General features: G+C 37.0%; 20 protein-coding genes and 1 tRNA gene. 7 read left to right on the top strand and 14 right to left on the bottom strand.

The features are described from left to right. Positions 1-26: 26 nt before the first annotated feature. From JR347_RS17705 to JR347_RS17670, 8 genes are all read right to left on the bottom strand, one after another. Positions 27-2,264, bottom strand: coding sequence for a TonB-dependent receptor (locus JR347_RS17705; protein WP_205721904.1), 2,238 nt, complete (start codon positions 2,262-2,264; stop codon positions 27-29). Continuing rightward, entirely contained in the window at positions 2,251-2,625 is a 375-nt protein-coding gene (locus JR347_RS17700; protein WP_205721903.1) for a heavy-metal-associated domain-containing protein, read from the bottom strand. The genes JR347_RS17705 and JR347_RS17700 overlap by 14 nt, the downstream gene beginning before the upstream one ends. A gap of 72 nt (positions 2,626-2,697) precedes the next feature. Next, positions 2,698-3,090 (bottom strand): HYC_CC_PP family protein, encoded by a 393-nt coding sequence (locus tag JR347_RS17695; protein WP_205721902.1) that lies wholly within the window; start codon positions 3,088-3,090, stop codon positions 2,698-2,700. A 148-nt stretch (positions 3,091-3,238) separates the two neighbouring features. Beyond that, positions 3,239-4,378 carry an adenylate/guanylate cyclase domain-containing protein gene (locus tag JR347_RS17690; RefSeq protein ID WP_205721901.1) on the bottom strand — a complete coding sequence of 380 codons (1,140 nt, stop codon included), beginning with the start codon at positions 4,376-4,378 and terminating at the stop codon, positions 3,239-3,241. Continuing rightward, positions 4,332-5,495 (bottom strand): hypothetical protein, encoded by a 1,164-nt coding sequence (locus tag JR347_RS17685; protein WP_205721900.1) that lies wholly within the window; start codon positions 5,493-5,495, stop codon positions 4,332-4,334. Before JR347_RS17685 ends, JR347_RS17690 begins: the two co-directional genes overlap by 47 nt. Then, positions 5,482-6,465, bottom strand: coding sequence for a DUF2157 domain-containing protein (locus tag JR347_RS17680; RefSeq protein ID WP_205721899.1), 984 nt, complete (start codon positions 6,463-6,465; stop codon positions 5,482-5,484). Before JR347_RS17680 ends, JR347_RS17685 begins: the two co-directional genes overlap by 14 nt. Before the next feature lie 6 nt (positions 6,466-6,471). Next, on the bottom strand, positions 6,472-6,921 hold the full coding sequence (locus tag JR347_RS17675; protein WP_205721898.1) for a YybH family protein: 450 nt from the start codon (positions 6,919-6,921) through the stop codon (positions 6,472-6,474). After that, positions 6,914-7,273: a hypothetical protein gene (locus tag JR347_RS17670; protein ID WP_205721897.1), complete on the bottom strand. Its 360-nt coding sequence runs from the start codon at positions 7,271-7,273 to the stop codon at positions 6,914-6,916. The genes JR347_RS17675 and JR347_RS17670 overlap by 8 nt, the downstream gene beginning before the upstream one ends. A gap of 73 nt (positions 7,274-7,346) precedes the next feature. Here JR347_RS17670 and JR347_RS17665 point away from each other — a divergent pair, with 73 nt between their 5' ends. Next, complete coding sequence (locus tag JR347_RS17665; RefSeq protein WP_205721896.1) at positions 7,347-8,138, top strand: 5'-nucleotidase, lipoprotein e(P4) family; 792 nt, start codon at positions 7,347-7,349, stop codon at positions 8,136-8,138. 33 nt (positions 8,139-8,171) lie between these two features. Here the strand turns inward: JR347_RS17665 and JR347_RS17660 are convergent, their stop codons facing one another. The 3 genes from JR347_RS17660 to JR347_RS17650 form a co-directional block, all read right to left on the bottom strand. Beyond that, positions 8,172-9,458, bottom strand: a complete 1,287-nt coding sequence (locus JR347_RS17660; protein WP_235689711.1) for a carboxypeptidase-like regulatory domain-containing protein — start codon at positions 9,456-9,458, stop codon at positions 8,172-8,174. 150 nt (positions 9,459-9,608) lie between these two features. Then, on the bottom strand, positions 9,609-10,049 hold the full coding sequence (locus JR347_RS17655) for a cytochrome B (protein ID WP_205721895.1): 441 nt from the start codon (positions 10,047-10,049) through the stop codon (positions 9,609-9,611). Between the two features lie 43 nt (positions 10,050-10,092). Next, entirely contained in the window at positions 10,093-11,709 is a 1,617-nt protein-coding gene (locus JR347_RS17650) for a S8 family serine peptidase (protein WP_205721894.1), read from the bottom strand. A gap of 415 nt (positions 11,710-12,124) precedes the next feature. On the opposite strand from JR347_RS17650, the gene egtB reads away from it, so the two are divergent. Together egtB and egtD are read left to right on the top strand one after the other, a co-directional pair. Continuing rightward, positions 12,125-13,372 (top strand): ergothioneine biosynthesis protein EgtB, encoded by a 1,248-nt coding sequence (gene egtB / locus JR347_RS17645; protein WP_205721893.1) that lies wholly within the window; start codon positions 12,125-12,127, stop codon positions 13,370-13,372. Next, positions 13,369-14,319 carry an L-histidine N(alpha)-methyltransferase gene (gene egtD, locus JR347_RS17640; RefSeq protein ID WP_205721892.1) on the top strand — a complete coding sequence of 317 codons (951 nt, stop codon included), beginning with the start codon at positions 13,369-13,371 and terminating at the stop codon, positions 14,317-14,319. The genes egtB and egtD overlap by 4 nt, the downstream gene beginning before the upstream one ends. A 63-nt stretch (positions 14,320-14,382) precedes the next feature. On the opposite strand, the gene JR347_RS17635 is transcribed toward egtD, so the two are convergent. Then, positions 14,383-15,729 carry an erythromycin esterase family protein gene (locus JR347_RS17635; RefSeq protein ID WP_205721891.1) on the bottom strand — a complete coding sequence of 449 codons (1,347 nt, stop codon included), beginning with the start codon at positions 15,727-15,729 and terminating at the stop codon, positions 14,383-14,385. A gap of 182 nt (positions 15,730-15,911) precedes the next feature. Here JR347_RS17635 and JR347_RS17630 point away from each other — a divergent pair. Both JR347_RS17630 and JR347_RS17625 read left to right on the top strand, forming a co-directional pair. Further along, positions 15,912-15,996, top strand: a tRNA-Leu gene (locus tag JR347_RS17630). 94 nt (positions 15,997-16,090) lie between these two features. Beyond that, positions 16,091-17,152 (top strand): serine hydrolase domain-containing protein, encoded by a 1,062-nt coding sequence (locus JR347_RS17625; RefSeq protein WP_205721890.1) that lies wholly within the window; start codon positions 16,091-16,093, stop codon positions 17,150-17,152. A 38-nt stretch (positions 17,153-17,190) separates the two neighbouring features. Here the strand turns inward: JR347_RS17625 and JR347_RS17620 are convergent, their stop codons facing one another. Then, positions 17,191-17,694 carry a hypothetical protein gene (locus JR347_RS17620; protein ID WP_205721889.1) on the bottom strand — a complete coding sequence of 168 codons (504 nt, stop codon included), beginning with the start codon at positions 17,692-17,694 and terminating at the stop codon, positions 17,191-17,193. A gap of 185 nt (positions 17,695-17,879) precedes the next feature. On the opposite strand from JR347_RS17620, the gene JR347_RS17615 reads away from it, so the two are divergent. Together JR347_RS17615 and JR347_RS17610 are read left to right on the top strand one after the other, a co-directional pair. Beyond that, on the top strand, positions 17,880-18,899 hold the full coding sequence (locus JR347_RS17615) for a helix-turn-helix domain-containing protein (protein ID WP_205721888.1): 1,020 nt from the start codon (positions 17,880-17,882) through the stop codon (positions 18,897-18,899). A gap of 137 nt (positions 18,900-19,036) precedes the next feature. Next, positions 19,037-20,470: a hypothetical protein gene (locus tag JR347_RS17610; protein ID WP_205721887.1), complete on the top strand. Its 1,434-nt coding sequence runs from the start codon at positions 19,037-19,039 to the stop codon at positions 20,468-20,470. Here JR347_RS17610 and JR347_RS17605 read toward each other — a convergent pair whose 3' ends face one another. Beyond that, on the bottom strand, positions 20,471-22,792 hold the full coding sequence (locus JR347_RS17605) for a penicillin-binding protein 1A (protein WP_205721886.1): 2,322 nt from the start codon (positions 22,790-22,792) through the stop codon (positions 20,471-20,473). It lies immediately after the preceding gene. Positions 22,793-22,863 lie beyond the last annotated feature (71 nt).

Raw genomic sequence — 22,863 nt, 5'->3', positions numbered from 1 at the left:
TTAAGGCTTAGTAAGGTTGTGCTAGATTATTTAATTCGATACCGAAAACCAGCATAAGCCATCCGGCCAAATATTGGTCCCCAGATTAAAGAACTATCGAAGTACGCTCCAAAAGAATCATTAGCCGCTATGATTGCATCTTTTTGCTGGTAGTCAGTAATGTTTTCCATGCCTACATAAACGGCCCAGCCTTTATCAAAAGTTTTAGTGATCTGAGCATTCATCAATACAAACTCTTCTGAATAATCTGATCTGCGAAACTCTGCTGGGTTCGATTCTGTATTTGGGATTCTCTGTTCACCTGTCCACTGAACAGTATAGTCAAATGCCCATTTGTTTAGTGTCTCATATTCAAAATTAACGAAGGCTCTGTGTTGTGGTATCAATGGTTTTTGTAATTCACCGGTATTGTAATCGACAGTTACGTCTAACCATCGGTAAGCCATCCTTAAGTCGAGTCTTTTCAACAGTTCGTAATCCACCTGGAATTGTATACTGTTCGAATATGAATCTCCAATGAGGGAAGTGAATACAGCCTCTTGTGAGTTTCTATCTAAATCGAGAATTACCTGGTTATCAAACTTGGTATGATAAACATCAAAATTGATAATACCATCACGATAGTTTAATCTAAACTCCTGAGACACATTCAATCCAAAATTCCATGCTTTATCTTGATTGAAGCCGTAGCCTGCATTTGTTTGTAAATTCTCAAATAATACAGTTCTTGAACTTGCCAGTACGGAAGCATTCTCGCTAATAATGTTGGCTGTTCTGGTTCCGCTTCCGGCTGACAATCTGATGGCTGTAGTTTCGAACGGTGAATACTTGACATGAACCCTAGGCGTAAATATTTCACCAAAAAGGCTGTTGTAATCTAATCGGGCTCCTAAGATCAAGATCAGATCGTCCAAATTATCATACGTATACTCAAAGAAACCACCGCTAACATGTTCAGTTCTAGCCAATGCCAGGGCATTAAATTCTTCATCCATATGATTATAGGAATATGAAAGACCGGTTTTGAATTTATGTTGTGTATTTCCAATAATCGATTGATAGATAAAGTTGGAGTACACATAATCTTCATTAGCGTCATAGTTGTTCAAGCCATAGTAGCTATCTAATTTCTGCGTGTAGGTATTGAACTGAAATCCAAAGCTCTTATATTCTTTGCCAGAGAACACAAACCCCATTTTACCAAACCCTTCATACTTAGTACTACTCAGTTTAACGCCATAAGGGTTAGATGTGGTTCTTTCCATATCTTCATCAAAAGAAGTCTGCCCGCCAATCTTATTGTCTTCCAACACTTTTACTCCAAACTGACCGAGCCAACCTTTTTTACCTTTGTAAACCCATCGGCTAATAAAGTTTACCTGATCGGACTTAGGAAAATCTAAAAATCCATCATCGTTATTATCCATTTTAGTTGGAAGTACAGAGCCATGTAAAAGAGTGGTAGTAGCCCATTTATCACCGACCCTTTGGGTATAAACCGTATTGAGTTCCGTTCTGCCAGATTGATTGATATATCCATTTAGAAAGAGTTTGTCACTTTCTTGCGGCTTTTTTAGTTCAACATTAATCTGGCCTGCAATACTTTCATGACCGTTAACCACTGAACCCACACCTTTTGTTACCTGAATAGCATTAATCCATGAACCTGGAATAAAACTTAAACCGTAATTTGAGGATAAACCTCGCAACCCAGGCATGTTCTCAACACTGATCATCACGTTCGGACCTGACAGCCCGAGCATCTGAATCTGTTTCGTACCCGAAACGGCATCTGTAAATGCTACATCTACCGAAGGGTTCGTTTCAAAACTTTCAGAGAGATTGCAGCATGCAGCCTTGAACAGTTCATCTTCACTCATCTCCAGTGTATTGATACCTTCCAGATGTTTAATTCCTGAACTAGGCTTCCAGCCTTCCACCACCACTTCATTTAGTGTTGTTTCAGGATTGAGCGTTACCATTATACTATTTTGATCGGTGATTTCAATAGTATCTGCAGCATACCCAACAAAACTTACAACCAGCAGATTGCTTTGCGCTACACGGTCAATAAAGAAAGTACCATTTTCTTTAGTAGTTGTTCCAACCGTTGTGCCGAGCCAATAAACATTGGCGCCAAATAAGGGCTCTTTTTTACCTGTTTCCTCAGTTGTAACTACTCCAAAAAGAGATTGCCCAAAAGAGAAGGTAGATAGTATTAAGAGGAACCCTAAAATCAGTATGAGTTTGTTACTTGTTCTCATGTTGTTCTTCCCCATTAGGTCCGTGAGGATCATGATCTCGGTATAAACAACAGAAAGGCAGTTCAGAATATACCAGGTCTTCAGATTTTACAAGATCTGTATCGTGTCCCGCTGCTGCTATGGCCTTATGAACTTCTTGCGTGCTTATTTTATCTTCTCTGTAGGCTATAAAGAGTTTCTTTGTCTTTACATTCCACTCTGCGTATTTCACACCATCACGATTGATTAAGGCAGATTCGATTCGTTTTTTACACATTTGGCAATTGCCAGAAACACTAATTGAATCTTCAACTACTTTTTTTTGAGAGTAAGAGATATTACTTACTAATAATACTATACTTAGGATTAATATATTTTTCATTGGTTTAAATTTTAGAATAAAAAGATGCATTCACGGACTTTTGTCCATGGTTCTTAAATGAATATTCTAAAATTAACCGTAGAAAGTAAAGCTGTGCGTTGTAATGTAAATTGGTTCTATTTGGAGTTCTGGTGGATCAGGTAAATCAGCAAACTGTGATTCATCTGAAATATTAATTAAACTCTCAAATTCTAATTGAAAATAGCTTGGAATAAATAGTGATCCGTGATTCAACAATGATTTACCAAGTGATTCTATTTGATGTTCATCTTCAATGCTTAGAATTTCTGTTTCATCGTTGCAACACGGCATTTTTCTTTCTTCAGAGCCAGAACAGCCATCAGCCAAAGTTGAGTAGTACTCAACATTCATTGTTCTACCCATGCAATAGTGCGTACTTTTAGTAACGCCTATTGAAAGAAGTAGATAAATTAGGGCAATATTTAATAAGACGAGCTTATTCATTGACACATTAAACGATGAATGTAGATTTTTTGTTCGCCAATTTAAGATTCTAAAATTGAATGTGAAATTTAATTGGTTGGTTGAATCAAAATACATGGATACTCGAACGAAACAGAAATGAAAAATAATATGGAATGCATAGGTATTGTTACACTAAATCGACTCTGTTGATTCCAATAGAATTTTGTTTTCCTTTTAAAGTTAATAGGCCTAAATGCTCAATTTTTAATGCTTTTTTTAGTGGAAGATATTCTTTTAAATCATCAGAAATCAAAAGCTCAGCATCATATTGATTACAACATTCCTGAATCCTTGAGGTCGTATTTAAAACATCCCCAGAAAAAACGATTTCCTTTTTGAGCTTACCTACCTCACCGCTAGTTACTTTGCCACAATGAATAGCAGCCTTAAATTTTGGTATCAAACCAAAATCATCCATATACTTCTCAGACTTGTTTTCAATGGCTAGTTTAATTTCGTAAAAGCATCTGATGCAGTTATTATTCTTAAGTCCATTTTCCAATGGCCAGGTAATAATCACTTCATCGCCAACGTATTGATATATTTCTCCATAAGTATTGATGATTGCATCGGACATATCTGAATAGTACCTATTAAGCAATTCATAGTACCTGATATGCCCTAAATTTTCTGCGATGGTGGTGGAGGATTTCATATCCATAAACATGAAAATTCTTTCTTCCACTCGTGGTTTATGATACTTTCCTCGAACAAAATTGGCAAATACGAACATGCCGAGATTGTTCCTTATCTCCGCAAAGAAGAGCGTGATGATGAACATCACACCGATATATATCACGATTGTGATAAAAGTAGGATTAAGTACAAATCGAAATACACTCGAAATTACCTGTTCATCTAAGAGGCTTGTATTAAAATAAGAGGCAGTAGAAATAAACGATAGAATTACAAGAAAGAGAACAATAAGCACCAAATAAAGCAGTGATTTGAGAAGTATTTTGATACCAAACGACCTGTTTTTGAAAAATCCGTTAAAACCAAAAGTCTCGATGAGCCCAACAATAGCGCCTAACACCAAGGTGCCAGCAAAGACAAACAGGAAGGAGTCCGATGGATCATAAATGTTTTGAGTAGTAGGATAAGTGCCTGAATCACCTAGCAGCCCATATTCAACTAGTGCATAGAGCTGTCCGAATACTACCCACAGTACTATGAACTGTAGTATTTTATAAAAATTATGTTTTTGTTTTGGTGTCATTTTAATACTCACCAGTAGCACCTCCACCACCAAATTTACCACCTTCACCTTTGAATTTGGTATCTGCGCCACCCACCTTACTAAGTGTTTGATCGATAATGATAGACTCAAGATTCAGACCGTCTGTTAATTTATTATCAGGCTCAATAGAAATACCCCATTTCTCATTTTTAAAGTACCTCATTGCCATATACGCAGTAGCTAGTAGAATTACTCCACCTAGCAGCAAAGCAACCTCCAGGCTCATCAAGTTGTGATAATATTTTATTGAGAATACGCCAACGGCTATTAAAATCAAACCAATGTTTAGAAAAAGAAGTTGTTTGTTTTTCAATCCATGGTAGATATAAAATAATGGTACTATGATCGTGAATCCGTAAAAAAGGGCCCTTACAATACTTGGAAAGGCGTCTGCTAAACCCAATTCTGTACTAAGTTCTGTTACTACAAATATGTTTCCTGCTAAATAAAAAGTAACAATCGAAATCCATTGAATAACTTCCCAACATTCCTGATCTACCTCTAATACAACAGTCTTAACTTTAGTTGTTGACAACCGATAAGAAATAAATGATAACAGCATCAATACAAATGGAATTAGTAACAGAAAGATTCCTCCCAGCTTATGGAATGCAAGAAAAAAAACTGAAAAAATAGCGATAAGCGTAAGGCCATAAAGCAATCGATCCTGATAAATTTTGGCTGGCACTCCTAAAAGTGGAATGAAGAACAGAGATGTTGCTAGTGGGTCATTAAAGATTGAAGTTTCAAACAGTAAAAAGAACGCTAAAAACAGAAAGCCGATGGCTCCATAAAGAAGTGCATCATCTATGCCGCTTCTGAAGTTGTTTCGTTCATCGATTATGATCTTTTGCATAAATAGTAGCAACCCAATGGCCACTGCTAAGCTAAAAAACCAGCCATTCTGCTCATTAATTACATTAGAGAAGATCAGGCCTAAGAGACCTAGAACTGAAGAAACAATGACGTAGGTAAGTACAAAAAGCCCAATGTTTATGAAAATGTTGGTCGTGCTATAAGAAGGCCCAATATTATAATCAATAGCTGCATGTTCTTCATTAGAAATGAAACCTTCATTTTTCAGCTCTTTTAAATGAACTTTATGAAAGTAGTTGGCTTGCTTTATTTTATCATACCCCAGCATCTTCAGTCATTTGTTTATGTGAACTTCTTAGAAATTTTATGGCATATATGGATGTTCCTATGAAATAAGCCATCAGCAAGTAGGCAGAAAAAATATAATCTGAGTCTAATCCAATAAATGCTTCAACAACAATGTAGCTGACGGCTATGTAGGCATAGCCAAGGCCAAAAAGTAAAAAGTAAAAGGATTTATAGGTTTGGGCGTACCAATAGGCGAATAAGATGAGTGGAGAAATTAATAACATCCATGACCAGCCGTAATTAAAATTAAAACCTGCTGCCAAAATGGCTACAGCACCTAGGTGTAATCCAAAATTATAATAGGTAAAATGAAAATGTCGTTTGAAACCCTTTCTGATTGTAAAGTAGCCTGCGCCAATGAGTATAACACTTAACAATATTCCAGTGATGACCAGACTAGTTGTAGAAAAATCATTTTCTGTAAATAATGATTTTGGTGTGAGCGAGATTCCTAGCCACGAGCAAAATAAAGTAATGCCTAATGATAGTACACCCAAATGATCGAAACGATACGCAATACCAAATAATACAATGGCCGGTAATAAGGTGGCCAATCCGTAACGCTCTCCAAAAATTGAGTATTGAAATTGCAAATACCCTTCGAAAGTTAAGAATAGCAATGTGCCAAGCAGCACTATGTAATCAAACCAGGGGTTGGATGATTCTATTTTCTCTACACTGAATTCAGGAACCTTTTTAAAGGCATAAACAAAACAGGCAATAGAAGTGAGACCAATAATACTTACAATAGAAAGGTGGCCGATGGTATCAATATTTTCATAAATAAGAATACCAAAAGAAGTTGCTATTAGCGTTACTCCTAAATAGAGTAGTATTCTTATATGCCAAAAAATTGAAAGGGGTCTTTCCTCAATAAATGAATTTAGTTTACTGAAATTATCGTTGTCAATAAAGCCTTGATCCAACAGATATTTTAAGGTTCTTTTCATTGATCATTATTCAATAGGCCCTTCAGCTCCACCATCCAAAACATATTTCCATGATCCATCAGCTTGCTGTTTCCAAACTGATATATAATATCCGGTACTTGTTTGTTCTACAGAATCGCGCGTTGTGAAATAGTATTTTCCATAGGTATAGCCTAATTCTCCCGATTTGGCAATTTCTGCTTTTAACGGTTTCCAGGTAAGCTCAATGTTGGAATCATCAATTTTAGAAAAGGATTCTGATAAATTGGATTTGCCAATGATGGGATAAGAACCTTGGCTCAGTTTAACAACTTCAGGGTCAGCATAGAACAGAAATGCCTCCACCATTCCATTCTCTTCCGACATAGCTGAAAACTCAGTATCAACTTCCATGAGAATACTTGAGTCTACTGACGTTTCTGACTGCGATTGGCAGGCAATTAGCACCGTTAAGGCAATTACATATAGTTTATTCATCGATAAAATAGTCTTTGTAAAATTGTATAGGATCGGGAGTGTTTGTTAAGGAATCCCAAAGTGTTTTTCTAATGCTTGAATATACTTTTAAAGAATCTTTTTCGGTGGCTATTAGATAGCCAACAGCTCCATCGCATGAAAAATATTCTACTTTAGATGGAATATGGTATCTTGAAACTTTCATTTCTTCATGTACTCTAAAAGTAGATTTTCTTATCAGCGATATATCATTCTGAAACTCCCCGGTCAGTTGTAACTCATGGCAATCTGTATTTTCCGGACCCATCTCAAAATTATGCTCCACTTGTCCAAAAGCTTGTAAAGAAAGCGTTAGTGCTAATCCCAATATCATTAGATTTGAAGTTGGCATGATTAAAGATAGTAATTTTACTCATTGCTTAGTTTGATACTTAATTTTGAAATTAATGAAAAAGCAAATTCTTTTTACACTATTAATAGCAGTTAGCTTTTCTTGTTTTGGGCAGAGTAAAACTTCCGAAAAGGCTCAGATGTCAGACCAACTTACTATGTCGGTACTATGGTACCAGCAGTCGGCTGAGATGAGGCAAGCCTATTATCAAGCCTATAATTACGCTAAAATGCTGGTAGATAATAAGTTAGAAACTATAAAAACGAAAAGACCAACGGCCGTTATTTTGGATATTGATGAGACAGTTCTGGACAATAGCCCCTACGAAGTTTTGTTAATTGATAGTGGCTGGACGTACAATAATAAAACATGGAAGCAATGGACAGATCAAGCCCGTGCCGAAGCTCTTCCAGGGGCGTTGGATTTTGTGAAATATGCAAAAGATAAAGGGGTAGAAGTATTCTATATTTCTAACAGAAATGTTGATGAACTTGAAGCAACCGTTGAGAACTTAAAAGCCATAGGATTCCCGAATGCGGAGGAGAAATTCATTCAATTAAAGGAAGAGACGAGTGATAAGACCGAACGCAGAAAGAATGTGACAGACAGATATGAAGTTCTTGTTTATGTTGGGGATAATCTAACAGATTATTCTGAGGCGTTTGGAGATAGAGAAGCTGATATGGGCAAAAAACTCGTTGACGAAAAGAGGCACGAGCTGCTCAATAACTTTGTGATGTTACCTAACCCTATGTATGGCGAATGGGAAAAAGCAATCTATGATAACGATTACTCTAAGAGTGATTCTATGAAGTTGGAATTGCGGAAAGAGAAGTTAATCAGATAGAAAAATCCCTGACCAATTGGTCAGGGATTTTTCTTACTCCACAATTTTTATCAGTCCAACTTGATCTTCACTTGCTGAAATTAAATTCCAGCCTGGCGCAGCTTGAGCATCCTTACTCGCCATAATTCTCCATCTATATACTTTACCAACTTCAAGAGCTGCAACTGTCGCATTGCCGTCTTCATTATACTGAATTGAAGTTTGACTGCTTGGTATCTCAATGTTTTTGACAGAAGCCGTGCCATCTTGTTGAATTCCACCCCAAATAACTTCGCCTGTAGTGGCATCAGTAACCTCTATCACATAATCACTGGTAGATGGATAGGCTACCCAATTAAATACTGGCGCAGTATCAGTAGTCTCAAAGGGAGTAACTGAACTAAGTGTATTGGTAGGTGCAATTAATTCAACAGAACCTGTTACAGCAAAATCTTGCTCTTCTGCAGTACCAACAATGCTTACTTGAGGCTCGCCAAATTTAAATATGTTATTGGGGTCCATTACCAGGTTATCATTGGCAAATGTAGCTCGTGCAATGTACGTTCCATCAGGAATATTTGATAGTATATAAGCGCCACCATTAGTAAAAGTTGAGAGCCCTGGAATAGTTTCTTTGGTTTTAGGGTGAACTAATGCTACATCAACTTCAGCATTTTCTGTAGCTAAAAATTGTAGTTGACCGGTCAAGCTTCCACCGGCTCCTTCGTTAAGCTCTATATCTACATTTTCAGTTTCAATATCTAATGCCACGGTAGCAGAAGCATTACCAGAATTATAACCTGCAATAAAACCTTCAACTAAATAGTTTCCTGTTCCCACATTAAACATTTTATATACACCTTCAGAGTTACTAACTGACGAATAAGCTTCGCCACCACCTTGAGCAACTATTAAAACACCTCCAATACCAGTGCCTCCGCTGGTTACCTCACCGCTTATCAAACCCAGATTATTATCATTTGACTCAAAAAGGGTTATATCTTGTGTGATTGTTACTCCGGCCTCAATTGTAAAAGGAATACCAGAAACTCCTTGAGCAGGAACACTGAAATATCCCTGTTTGGTGACTTTGGTAAAGTAAGTTCCGGGTTCCAGATTTACAGCATAGTTGCCATCAGCATCAGAAACAACTGTGTTTATAGGTGTATTGGTATCTGAATTGAAAACGATAATGCTGGCATCTAGCAAGCCAGTACCATCGGCCCCATCTGTAATAGTGCCACTCAACGTTCCAGTGGCAGGAGCACCGTCATCTCCATCATCGCATGAAGAAAAAATGACTAATAAAGCTAATAGACTATAAACTATGTTGATTTTCATAAATTCAAATTTGATTGTAGATAACCATGTATTACCGGCCATGGCGAACATGTAACCTGGCATGTAAGCTATACGATAAAATTAACTAATAATTTATCTATACCACTGATATTCAATGGAGTTCAGAGACAACTTATTAAGTGATAATTTTTAAAACCAGCTTCCGCCTAAATCTCTGAATGGCCATGGAATGGCCGCTAGAATAAGTAACAAACCCAGTAAATAGAAAAGCATGATGGACTTGAATTTTTTACCATCCATTGCAGTTCTTTTAGCCTTACTATAACCAACAGTAATTAGAATTACAGCCAGCACCATCATTATAACATGCTCTACAAGAAAGAAACGTAGAACGTCCGATTTCATCGAAGAAGCAGCAAATACTACTTTAGGGCTTATAAAATATAATACCACACCAAGAAGGAATTGTATATGAGTGAAAATAAGTGCGAAAAGTGCCTTTTTCTTGTCTTTAGAAGAAAATGTAACGCCACCTTTTGTTTTTCCAAAACTGTTTACAATGGCTATTATTAATGTGGCTAGAACTAACCATCTTAAACCAGAATGTGCACTTTGCAAAATCTCATACATAGTAAATCGTATTATTTTCGATTAAAGATACTTTGGAAAAATTCTACTTCAAAATATCAATTTTTGTCTTATCACTTACATATTCTTCGGCCATCTTTACTGCCTCATATGTATTAACAACGCCTCCGGTATTTGATAACTCAGAAAAGGATATTAACTCAGATGTGCCTGGTAAATAAACTTTTCTTTTACCATGGCTCACCACAGAAGCTAAAATAATTTCTTTTAGCTCTTTTGGTGTCAGTTCCGGATAGTAGGATTTAAGTAATGCTGCCACACCTGTCACCATTGGAGCTGCCATACTCGTTCCGTCAAATTCTTCATACGTATTATCAGGAGTAGTACTGTAGATGCCTACTCCGGGAGCAAACAAGTCAACCCCTTTTTTACCATAGTTAGAAAAATCACTCGCAAAATCTTTGTTGGTTTTTGATGCCGAGGCTCCTACTTCAATCCATGTAGTTATTTCATCTCCATTGGTAAGAATACGAGAGGGGTAATGTGTTACTGAATCAATGCTTGTTTCTTCATTACCAGCGCCATGCACAATGAGAACTCCATTTTTTTCGGCATACAGCGCTGCACTGTCCACCAAATGTTTATTGAGCGAATATTGTTTGCCAAAACTCATATTAATTATCTGTGCGCCATTATCAACCGCATAGAAGATAGCATTGGCTACGTCTTTATCTCGCTCATCACCGTCTGGCACAGCACGAATGGGCATTATTCGAACATTGTCGGCAATGCCTTTGATGCCAATATCATTTGTTCTGATTGCGCCAATGATCCCTGAAACATGAGTTCCATGAGAGGGGTCTGGCCCTAAGACATCATTATTACCATAGCCAACCTCGGTAAGGTTAGTGAGATCATCCCCCACAACAGAGCGGTAATCTGCATCAAGATCTAAGTTCTTGAGTTGTTCTTCATACAGTTCAACAGCTTCAGCAAAAATGTTATCAACAGAACCATAATATTGGTTCACGATTTTCATGAATCGCTTGGCATTATAAACCGATGAATCTTCATCTGCCAGCGCAAGAATATTTTCCAATGCCAGTGTATCTTGATTCAGCTTTCTTTTGAGAAGTGATGAATAAACATTGTAATTGTAATCCAGTTGTTTGAAGTAATCCAAATTTTCAACTGCCTCGGCATATTCTTTATTATATAAGTCTTTTACCTCTTTATAAAGCAAATACTCAGAGTTATTGATAGTATCTGAGCTAATTGAATCAATACCATATTTCTTATCCAACAATTGATAGATCCGTGCATACTCGTAGGTCTCGAAATGTACATTTCCTTTCTCTCCGCCTAAAAAATTCCAGCCATTTATATCATCCACATAGCCATTATCATCATCATCAATACCATTGCCCGGAATTTCATCTTCATTTACCCAAATAATGTCGGCCAAATCTTCATGATAGATGTCTACACCTGAGTCTATGACCGCTACCAGTACCGTTGTGGATTTTTTATTCTTTAATATGGAATTATAGGCTTTTTCTGTACTTGTGCCTTCTACCTTATCGTGTTTGGAGTCTAACAGAAACCAATCATTAGTTGCAGAATTACCATCAGAGGTGTTTTGTGCAATTATATTTTGTAATGAAATCAGAATCGCAAATAAAGTGACGATCAATCCCCTCATATCCATAAATTATATGCTTTCAAAATTTAGCTTAAACTGTAAATGTAGCCGATTTTTCAACTTATAGTAACATGCAGATAACATGAAGGTTCCTAAATTCCGGAAAATAGACGAATTCTAAGAAAATCTTACTTCAGTAGGCTATGCACTTATTGTGATTTAGTGGTGCACTAACATCCTGCTACATTTGTAGTGTAATAAGTTAACGTATTCTTAGAATGATGTATTATATCTGCTTATTGTCTTTGGCTTTGTTTTTCGGTACATTCTTTTGGGCGGTTGCTAAGGAAGCGGGTATTAGCATCAAATGATATAGCGCTTAGCTTACAATTCCTCATTTAATTCCGGGATAATCCTTTAATCGCTTCTTATTTTTCCAGAACATCTGTTACTTTAAGATGTTGTATACTAGAAGATGATTGCAGATAAAATACATATATCGGAGCGGTTTCTGGCCGTTCGTTCTCAAACAGAAAAAATTTGCGAACCACTTAAAATCGAAGATTATGTGGTTCAACCCATCGTGGATGTTAGTCCTCCGAAGTGGCATTTAGGTCATACTACCTGGTTTTTCGAAACGTTCGTTTTAAAGCCAAATCATAAAGGTTATCAGGAGTTTGATTCCAATTATAACTACTTGTTTAATAGTTATTATGAATCTGCCGGTGCCCGTGTTATTCGCACCGATAGGGGTAATATCACCAGACCTGGAGTTGAAGAGGTGATGCAGTATCGTGCTTATGTAAACGAGCACATGCGCGAGTTTCTAAACACGAACTATGATGAGAGGTTAGAAAGCTTAATTGAATTAGGGCTACAACACGAGCAACAGCATCAGGAACTATTGATATATGATATCAAATATATTTTAGGTAAGAATCCTCTTTTCCCGGCTTATTCAAACAATCCAAGGGCAGAGTCATCTGACAAAACTCCATTAGAATGGTTAGAAATAAAAGAAGGAATTTATGAGATAGGGTATAATGACGCAGGATTTAGCTTCGATAATGAGCACGGTTATCATAAAACCTATTTGAATGACTTTGCTATTGCTAACAGGTTGGTGACAAACAGAGAATATCTTGAGTTTATGGAAGCTGGTGGATACGAAAATTTTAGACATTGGCTTTCTGAGGCTTGGGAATGGGTGAAAGAAAATGAAATTGAAGCCCCTGAGCACTGGCATAGAGTAGACGGGCAATGGCATCATTATAATCTTAATGGCGGCTTAACAGCCATTAATATGGATGCACCGGTAACGCATATCAGTTTTTTTGAAGCCGATGCCTTTGCAAAATGGAAGGGATTAAGATTGCCTACTGAGCAAGAATGGGAAGTAGCGTGCCTCAACTTTGGGTTGATAGATTCAAATTCAAATTTTAGTGAGAGTGGACAATATGAGCCTGTACCATCACAAAACAATAATCAGTTGAATGGTGATTGTTGGGAGTGGACGGCCAGTGCTTACCGACCTTACCCATACTACAAAGCCCCGGAAGGAGCGGTTGGCGAGTACAACGGTAAATTTATGGTTAACCAAATGGTGCTGAGAGGTGGGTCGTGCGCAACGCCTAGAGATCATATAAGGCCAACCTATAGAAACTTTTTTCACCCACATTTACGATGGATGTTCTCGGGCATTCGATTAGCAAAAGATATATGATTGAAACAAAAACGAGTCAGTTTGCAATTGATGTGCTTAACGGACTGAAAGAGACACCCAAAAGGCTGCCAAGCAAGTATTTTTATGATAAGAAAGGGGATAAGCTCTTTCAAGATATTATGAAGCTGGATGAGTACTATCTCACGCGCACAGAGTACTCAATCTTCGAATCGAATAAGCAAGGAATTTTAGCAGCTTTTTCCAATGGTGTTAATGAATTTAATCTCATAGAGTTTGGCGCAGGCGATGGTTATAAAACCAAGGTATTGCTTCGCCATTTTCAAGAAGAGGGTGCTCATTTTACTTATATGCCCATTGATATTTCAGGCAACGTACTACGAATATTGGAAGAGGCTCTGAAAGATGAAATGCCTGATTTGCATGTGCAGCCTAAGCAAAACGACTATTTCAAGGCACTGAAAGACTTGCAGGATAGCCCCAATAGAAATGTAGTGTTATTTCTAGGCTCTAACATTGGTAATTTTACCGGTGACCAGGCCAATAAATTCTTAAAGGAGTTAAATGATTCACTAAACCCGGGCGATCTATTGTTCATTGGTTTTGATTTAAAGAAGAATCCGGACGTTATTTTGGCTGCTTATAACGACTCAAAAGGGGTTACGAAAGAGTTTAACATGAATTTGTTAGACAGGATCAATCATGAATTAGATGGTCATTTCGACCGGAGCAAATTTTTACATAAGCCCATTTATAACCCCATGACGGGCACTACTTCGTCATTTTTGGTAAGCACGGAGAAACAGTCTGTGTCTGTCGTGGATGAAACATTCCACTTCGAAGCCTGGGAAGCTATTCACATGGAAATCTCCCAAAAGTATGACCAACCTATGATTGAACAGTTGGCCGCTGACTCAGGCTTTGAGATTGTTGGTGGCTTTACCGATGATAAGAAGTACTTTTTGAATTCCGTTTGGAGGAAGGGTTAATACTGCAGAAAGAATTACTCCCGATAATCATTTTCTTTAATTTGTTAGAATTTACCGAGTTAACTATAATAAAACTGATGCTGTAGTTGTATCAAAGTATATTATATATTCATAGAATGCAGGGTCAAACTTGAAGTAATAATCACTCGGATTATTGTTAAAGGCTGCACCGATTTCGAAAATTTCAATACTATTGGCAAATGCATCATTCCATTCTCCATATTTTTGCAAGTCTATTGTCTTTAGTGCAAATACAGATTGTTTACCTTGAGACATTACGAAGTTGATTGAATTGGTTTTAGGATTTGCATTAATAGTTTGAGTCTGAAGCTCCCTAAATTGATCACCGCGTTGTGTTACAGCAGTGAACGAACCTCTCGAAAAAAGAAAGCCGATGGTTGTGTAGTCGGTGGTTAAATCTTGTTTGAGTCTATGTCCCATGGAGCCGCCCCCACCATAATTAGGCTCATCGGCAATATGCCTGTTATGCGCCCACAATACAATTTTATTTCCATCGAAATAATCATTAAACCAAACTGTGTTTTCAGCCATGTATTTATCACGATAGTTGATTGTATAGTCTCCACGGTAATATCTTACAATTGATACTTGTTTGATTACTTCTAATATTCTTACATGGAGCTTAAATTCTCGCTCAGAGCTTACTTCAATTAACTCTTCTTTATAATTGGTCATTAAAGCTTTAAGCTCATCGATTTTTTCTAAATAGGTTTCAAATTGTTCTAATGAATAGGCAGCAAAATAACCTTCAGAGGCACTTTTGGCTTCAATAAGAATCTCATCAGCACTTGCGAAGAATGTAGCATCAGTTTTATTTAAATAACTTCTTACCATGCCTGGGTGAAAGGTGTTAAATTGACAATCAACTCCAACATACTGCAATTTGTCTTCTTCTGATTTGCTTTGATTGTAGTTACTCATCCAAACAAGAAGATTTTTCACTTCCTCGGTTCTCCAAGTCCAAAAGTGCATTTTGGATTTCATTAATTCCTCAATTTCATTCGATGCACCCCTCTGCACAGCATCGTTTATTAATAACGATTCTCCAAAATCTGCTTCAAATGCAAATACTTTGAAATCATGGTTCTCTACAAAATATTTGAAAATTCTATGTTTAGAATCAAAGAATTCGGCTGTTCCATGTGTGGATTCACCCAAGGCAATGATCTTTTTATTCGCCAGCGGATCTAAAAAACTCAATTCTTCATCACTCCAATCCAACGGGTTGATAGTAAGTGGTTTAAGCTCCTGGTCAAGAGTTTCCACCAGGGCTTTAGTTTGAGTGTCAAGAATTATTTCTTCGTCATCTTTACAACTTGAAATAAATAAACTCAGAAGAATTATTGAACAACTAACCCAGGGGGTTTGAGAGAGAAAAAATCGATCCATGATAAATCAGATTAAGTTAAAAATAAACAAATTAACTAGTTCTTTAAGATCGATTCTTACCCAAGATACATCTCAGAATTCAAAACGGCCTTACTTTTAGCTAATATTTACGTTCAGTGCTTATTTCAAACCCAAACTTTACCAAATAACCAAAAACCTCATTACATTTGCCCTCCCCAAATGCGCACGTGGTGGAATTGGTAGACACGCCAGCTTGAGGGGCTGGTGACCGTTTAGGTCGTGGAGGTTCGACTCCTCTCGTGCGCACTTTCAACTCTCATTTAATCAAATGGTAGTTCATATTTTTCAATAGACACTTGTTTTAAGCATAAGGCCGTCAGTTTTGTGCTTAAAAACAACAATGAAAATATACCAGCTTTTAGCACTCACTTTTTTATTATCCTGCACTAATTCAGATTCAGAAATTGAGCCTAGCAGTTTTGAAGTAATTTCACCCGAAGAGGCAGGGCTTACTCACCAGTTTGTCGATGGACTGGTAAATGATGCAGCAGAATTACCTAACATCTACAGTTTTGTAGTGCTGAAGAATGGTAAGTTATTAACCGAAAATTACTTTAATGGTAAGAATAGAAACTCGTTGCTTCATATTAGGTCAATAACTAAGAGTGTTTCTTCTTTATTGATTGGCCAGCTAATTAGTACTACCAAATTGTCAGAAGATGATTATATCGAGCCTTATTTCACTAATTATTGGCAAGATTCCAAACATCCTTATTCAGATCAAATACAACTGAGACATCTACTTGATATGACCAGTGGCTTTGAATGGGATGAATCTGCCAATGCCATTCAATGGTATACTCAAATTTCTGATACTTGGGGCTTTTTCTTTGATCATGCCACTGCTTACCCACCAAATACCTATTGGAATTATAACTCTGGTGGAGTGTCTCTTTTAGCAAAAGTTATAGGTGAAACTGCTCAAATGGATTGTCTGAAGTATGCTGATCAGGTATTGTTTACTCCACTTGAAATAGAAGAATACACCTGGGAGCGCGATGGTTTGGGTAATATAAGAACGGATGCAGGTTTACAATTAAAAGCGCTGAACCTGGCTAAGATAGGACTTGTCGTTATGAATCAGGGAAGGTTTGATGATAACCAAGTTCTTGACTCTCAGTGGATAGCAGAGTCATGGAACCCTAAAATAAGATTAAGTGGAAGTATGGGTCCGATTACTTCATTGGCATATAACAATTTATGGTGGATAGGTGAATATAGGGAGTTGTCCGTTTATTTTGGTTTGGGTTATGGCGGACAACTCCTGTTATGTGTTCCTTCTTTAGACCTGGTTGTAGTAGCCAATCATAATTTTGAATTGAATCCTAATGTAGCTAACACCCATTCTGAAAAGTTCTTAACAGCTATATTCAAGCCATTATTGGATGAGTTGATTGATTAGGTAAATCTATATTTTTATCCGTTCAGCTTTTAAAGGATTTACTTTATTCGTTTCATTTCGAATTCATCAATGATTAACCACGAACTACGGCCTTCATATTTGCGAGTGTGCTTGTAGGTATAAACTTCTGACTTAGGATCATATTCGTGGACTCGTTTTATCTCAAATACGCCAAAATTATCTTCACCGGATGATTCGTATCTAAAAGCATTTTTTTCCACATGCCAGAGAATGGAATCACCTAATAACTGATCAGGCATATTCAACCAATGGTTAGTCCAAATAGAATCATTTTGGTAGGTTCTGATTGATGCTCCTAAGAATGAGCCGTCTTGTTTGTACCATAAGGCATTATGTCCAAAACCTTCCAATGTTGGAGTTACTTTTAAGGTTAGATCTTCTAATACATCATACTCGCCACTACCATCCAGTCGGAGTGATTTATTAGTGCCTTTCCACTCTCCTAATATCCATAGATTCTCTTGTGCCTGAAGAGCATCACAACTGATTACAAGTAGTACTATTACTAAAGATTTCTTCATCGTTAATTTCGTTTTTTAACAATGATATGGCTCTTCCCTAAATGGGTGATTTTTAATTGATTGTAACTAATCCCATTTGATTAAATAGGAGAAAATGCTAAGATTGGCCTGTGAATCCCAATTTGATTGCCATCATATTGTCCTATAGTGTTGTACAGGGTTTTCTAAGTGCGTTATATGCTTTTATGAAAATCCGAAGGCCTTTTTTAGGAATTGCACTGGCTGCTATCTCTTTGCTTATTCTGGTTTACATGTATGAACACTATGGTTGGTTTTATGACTATCCGCAGTTTATTTGGGCCTTTCCACCGGTTTGGTATGTTATTGGGCCTGCGTTTTATCTTTTCATCAAGAGGCATATTGGCAGACGTTTAGAGCGCATAGATTGGTTTCACTTATTTCCTTTTGTAGTTTTTTACATTTACCTGTTCCCATTCTATTTAAGACCAGCACAAGAGCGGATTCATACTTTTATCAATTTTTGGGAACCAGAGGTTTACACAATTGATCCGCATCATTACTTATACCAGTTGCATTTCTTATTCTATGCTATGTTGTCACTAAGAATCTTGAGGTCGGGTCAAAAAGAGCTTAAAGAGTTCTCCTCAGATTCTAATATTATCAATTATGAGTATATAGGTAAGGTTATTCAGCTGATGCTGATTTTCTGTTTTGTAGGACTAATCTATTATTTGTTAGTTGATTTGAAAGTGATTGTTCCCGGGTGGAATTACTCGCCAATCATTTACATTACACTCTCAATGCTCATTCACCTCACAACTTATTACTCATGGTCAGAAAAGCCAATTGAAGGAACGGACACTATTGAAAAATACATTTCAAGTGGCCTTACCGATGCTCGTATGTCTGAAATAGTAGATCAGGTGGTTTTACATATCGCGAAAGAAAGTGTTTATAAGAATGCAGACTTGAGATTGAAAGACGTTTCTAATGAATTGAGGATACCATCTCATCACATTTCGCAATCTATAAATCATAAGCTCAACCAATCATTTTTTGATTTGGTCAATACTCATCGTGTAGAGGCATTGAAGGCCAATATTGGTAAAGAAGAATATAAGCACTTAACTCTGGTTGCTGTAGCAGAAGAGTTTGGTTTTAAGAGTTCAAGTTCATTCTTCAGGATTTTTAAAAAGATAGCGGGTCTAACTCCAAAGGAGTATTTGAAATCAATTAATGAATAGCGTTTAATTATGAAGAACTACTACGAGTAAAAGTGGGACCACACGAGATTAATGTAGATATTATACAATGGATATGATATAAATAAAACCAACAATTAATACCTTCGACCCTACACTCGCAATACACTCAATCCTGAATGAAAGCAATCAATAAAGATTACCTTTTTTCAATATTTATCCTCTTTATTCTAATTCTGGTCCTTTTCTGGGGCATCCTGAATACCTATGCTTATACTGATGTGTATGAGTTCATTTTAAACGCTAAAAATGACAACTTCATCAATGTATTCATACAAGGAGGAAGACTGCTTTACGGAGTTTTAATAAAATCAATATTTAGCCAACTCAGTCTAGTAGAACATCTAAAATATGTTCGTCTTTTTTCATTGTTTGGGGGCTTTATATTATTAACAGTCTTATACCAAGTTTTAAGGTTTTACAAAGTTGAGAATATTTATGCGTTAGCCATCACTGTTTTGTTTGCCTGCAGTCCGTCATTCAATATTATCATTATTTGGGCGGCCACCTTTCAGGTATCATGGGCTTTGCTTATTGCATTAATTGCCGGATATATAGCTGTTGAGTTTAAGAGTAATACTTCAGTTTTCGTTAGCATAACTCTTGGAATTGTAGCGTTGAACCTCTATCAGCCTGCTTTTACTTTTTTTATAATCCCAGTTTTTATAAAGTGGTTAACTAACCGTGATTCACAAATTCTTTTGAAGCCTCTTATCGTGCATGTAGTCACATATGTATTTTACTTTATTACATACAAATTTTACCTATTCGGTCTTGATTTAAAACCATTAGAAAGAGGTGGGATTGAGTATAATATAGTCTATGACGTTCTACATTTTATAGCCGGTCCATTAAAGAAGTCACTCAGTTATAACCTTATTTTCGTATCAAGAACCTGGATGAAAGTTATTGCGGCATTTTCTTTAATAGTTATCATAATCAACTATATAGACATCAAAACATTTTCATCAAAATTGAGATCCAAAAATGTAGCAATAACAATAACCATTGCATCTGTATTCTTTGTGTTTTCTATGTTGCCTAATGTTATTTCATTAGATAAATGGATTTCGTTTCGATCAATGAGTACGCTGTTTTTGCTCGTGATCATTCATATCATATTTGCTTTAAGTAATGGGTTGAAGAATTGTTCATTTAAGCTTCAACTCGTATCCATTAGTCTTCTCATGATTGGCTCTATTTTTTCAGCTTACTACAATATAAATCATGGGTTTATTTCTATTCAAACAGCTGAATTTGAAATAGTGAAATCTGAAGTATCTAAAATTTCTGATGATAAATCTATGGTTTATATCAAACCAGCCTCAATGAACTCATTGGCGGAGATGGGCTATATCAAACGAGTTGTGACTGATGAATTTGGAAGATTTTCAACTTCTTCAGATTGGGTGCCAATTCCTATTGTTAAAATGGCCCTGGATGAGAAAATCAGAGAAAATGTTAGGGTCGAGGTATATGGAGGGCAGCCATTAAAGGAAAATGAAATTTTGGTAGATATCGAGAAAGAATTTAAAGAAAGATATTGGAGGTAACTACTCATTCTTCTTCTTAAAAACGTCTTTCAACTTCTTAAAGAAACCTTTCTTTTCTTCACCAAATTCTTTGGTCTTTGCTTTGTCTTTTTTGTCAATACCCAACACTTTTTGTAAAAAGTTCTTATCCTCTTTCTCACTCTCACATTCAACTACAGATAGCAGGTCATCAGATAATGTCGGGAACTTGGCAGATGTAATTGAGTTTAACGCAGATACTTTATTCATGTCTTTAAACATGCCTACAAAAATGGGTAGCGCCATGTGACCACCGCTGCCCAGAGCGGTAGTACGAAATCTTATTCTGGGATCATCAGCCCCCACCCATACACCAACGACCAACTTAGGGTTATAGCCAATAAACCAACCATCGGCATTCGATTGTGTGGTGCCAGTTTTACCTGCAACGTCATTCGTTAAATTGTACTTCCATCTTGCAGAGGAAGCAGTTCCTTCATCCACCACTGCTTTAAGCATATGATTCATCAATTGTGCAGTTTGTTGCTGAATCGCTCGCTGTGGGCTTGGAGTTTCTACTTTGTACAAGCTAGTTCCGTTATAGTCCTTAATTTCTTTTAAGAATACAGGTTGTACAGTTAAACCACCATTAGCGAATGTGCAATACGCCTTGGTCATTTCTAGCAAGGGTATGCTGGCAGTTCCTAAAGCCACCGAAGGTACTGAAGGCAATTTTTCATCAATACCCATTCGCTGAGCTGTTTCAACTACTTCATCTACGCCTACTTTTTCAACTAATTTTATTGTTACTGTATTTACTGATTTTGCTAATGCACCCGTAAATGAATATTTCATCACATTTTCACTGTCATCAGCATTACCGGGCGTCCAATCTTCCAAATTTTTGTAAACAGTTCTCGATGCAGATATATGGTCACAAGGATCTATACCTTTTTCGAGAGCGGCAGCATATACGAAAGGTTTAAAGGTAGAGCCTACTTGTCTTTTGGCTTTGAGAACATGGTCATACTGAAACTGGCTGAAGTCAATACCGCCTACCCATGCTTTTATATGTCCATTCGTAGGGTCCATTGCCACTAAGCCAGATTGTAAAATCATTAAATAGTGAGCCAATGAATCAATAGAAGATAGGTTCTTCTCTTGCATTCCGTCATGGGTAAATACATCCGTTGGATGCTTTGCTTTCAATGTTTTTAGTATCTCAGAATGATTGAGACCTTTTTTCTTTAAGTTTTTATATGTCGAGGATCTTTTAATGGCATCATCCAAAATACTTTTCTCAGAACTCCAAGGCTTACTAGTAGACCAATGATTATCAAACTGTTCTTGCAAGTAGGCCATATTACGACTCATCGAGGCTTCAGCTGCTTCCTGAATACGAGAATCAATGGTGGTGTAAATCTTTAGCCCATCAGCATAAATATTGTAATTCGTTCCGTCCGGTTTTTCGTTCTCCTCGGCCCACTTCTCCAGTTCAGGTCTAATGAAGGCCCTAAAATAAGTGGCCAATCCACTTTGTGGTGAAATTCGATTGTAATCAATTTCAACAGGAAGGGTTTTTAGTGAATCATATTTCTCTTCAGATAAATAGTCGTATTTCACCATCTGACTCATCACTACATTTCTGCGCTGCTGTGATTTATCAGGAAAAAGTCGTGGGTTATACGTGTGGTTTGCCTTAAGCATACCAACCAAAACTGCAGCCTCTTGAATTTCCAGCTCTTTTGCCTTTTTGTTGAAAAATCGCTGAGCCGCGAGTTCAATACCATAAATATTTTCTCCAAATGGAACAGTATTTAAATACAACTCAAGAATTTCTTCTTTACTGTAGCTGCTTTCAAGCTGAAATGCGATGAGGGCTTCTTTAATTTTAGTAACAGCAATATCAAATTTCGTATTGATTTCTCTTGGAAACATGTTTTTTGCCAGCTGCTGACTAATGGTGCTTCCACCACCACCGCTTCTGTCTTGTAGAATTACAGTCTTTATTACTACACGCAAAAGGCTGCGCGGGTCAACACCTTTATGCTCATAAAAGCGGGCATCTTCAGTGGCCACCAGCGCATTAATCACATGGGGTGAAATATTTTCATAAGAGGTAGGATTACGCTCCTGAACAAAAAATCGCCCAAGCAAAACGCCATCAGAGCTGTACACTTCTGTAGCAATGTTGTTCTTAATGTTTTGTAAGGATGATTCTGAAGGCAGTGCACCGAAATACCCAGCCTTAATTAATAGTACAAAAATGATAGCCAGACTCAGCCCGGAGAATACTATAACACCAATAAAACGTAAGAGATAGGAGAGAAGTGAGCGTTTCTTTTCTTTTCCTTTTTTAGCCATAGAACTGATTTAATACTGATGTTTTAGTTGTGGGGCAAAAATCGAATAATTTTACTCATTATACTTATCTT

Source organism: Fulvivirga lutea, from assembly GCF_017068455.1.
Lineage (GTDB): Bacteria > Bacteroidota > Bacteroidia > Cytophagales > Cyclobacteriaceae > Fulvivirga > Fulvivirga lutea.
The sequence above is the reverse complement of the archived record's forward strand: the minus strand, read 5'-3'. Positions and strand labels throughout refer to the sequence as shown.